General features: G+C 38.6%; 2 protein-coding genes. Both read right to left on the reverse strand.

The genetic code is table 11. From position 1 onward, the window contains the following. Window positions 1-805: glycosyltransferase family 2 protein (locus ACOVO2_RS08310; RefSeq protein WP_421769512.1), on the reverse strand; the 805-nt coding region annotated here is incomplete at its 3' end. Window positions 806-866: 61 nt separating this feature from the next. After that, the coding region (locus ACOVO2_RS08315; protein ID WP_421769513.1) for a polysaccharide biosynthesis C-terminal domain-containing protein at window positions 867-1,291 on the reverse strand (425 nt) is incomplete at its 5' end.

Consider the following 1,291-nt stretch of genomic DNA (forward strand, 5'->3'; position numbering starts at 1 on the left):
ACCAAAGAGCTTGCAGGAAGTGGAAAATCATACCTTCTTTGCCATCAAGAATACCCAATTGAATAAAATATCGGTGGAAAAAGTAGATGAACGGACGCACAAAAAGTGGCATATCCCACCAGATTTTCTTCAAAAATGCCACACGCTGGTCGGGATTTCCGAAGAATTTTGGTTGAATCGTCTGATTACGTAATTGTTTCTTTCTTTCAATTTCCTCACGAGCAACTTGGTCGCTGTATCGGTTGTGTTTTTCAATCCAAAAACTGATTCTGTTTTCTTTGAGGTTTTCTTCTTTCAAATAGCCTTTGTCCCAAACAATATTTTTGCCTTCCGCCACAAAACGGTGGTCCATGTTTTCGTTGAGGTCAGAGAAACCCACACCCGTGCGAAACATTTTCATCAAATATTTCGGGAAATACCCTCCATGCTTGAGCCAGCGACCTTTGAAATAGTTTTTTCGATTGAAGAAAATTCCATTGACATCGGCTGGTGTGTCTGAATTCTTGAAGTTTTTCAACATCTCCAATAATTCGGGCAACACGATATGGTCTGAATCAAGACCGATTGTCCAAGGGGTTTTTACTGGGAAATTTTTAAGGGCGAAATCCCATTGTTTTGGGTGGTTTTCAAACTTATTGTACTTGATGATTGCCCCGTAACTGGCCGCAATTTCGAGTGTTCGGTCGGTACTTCCAGAGTCGAGAATGAAAGTTTCGGCATTGAGTTCTTTGATAGACTCAAGCAATCTCGGCAAATGTTGCTCTTCGTTGAAAGATAATATGATAAAAGAAAATTCGGTATTCATGGGTGGTTATTTGGAGGAAATTAGAAGGAAGACTTCGTTTTAAACGAAGTCTTCCTTAGCCTTAGTCTAAGCTTTTCTTCGATTTGCCTAAGCGAATGCCCAAACTTGTGCGTTCAGAAACGACGATTCCAAGCACAAAAAGCATTGTTAGTAATATATGAAACGGAATCGAGAATAGTAGATTCTCGATTTTTATCTGCCAAGAAATAACGATAAAGATTGCCGCAACAATCAGATACGTACTTACTGAACTAATGTCATACGGAATTGGATAATGCTTTTGCCCGTAATAATAGCACAACACCATCATGATAAACGATGAAATAGCAAATGTAATGGCACAGCCAACATAACCCAAAATCGGAATCAGAATGATATTCAGAATAACTGTAATGACCATTCCGATGATAGTAAAATAGGTACCGAAATAAGTTTTATCGCTCAGTTTAAACCACATTGAAATATTCTGATAAACCCCAATAAACA

This window comes from Emticicia sp., from assembly GCF_049241225.1.
Lineage (GTDB): Bacteria > Bacteroidota > Bacteroidia > Cytophagales > Spirosomataceae > Emticicia.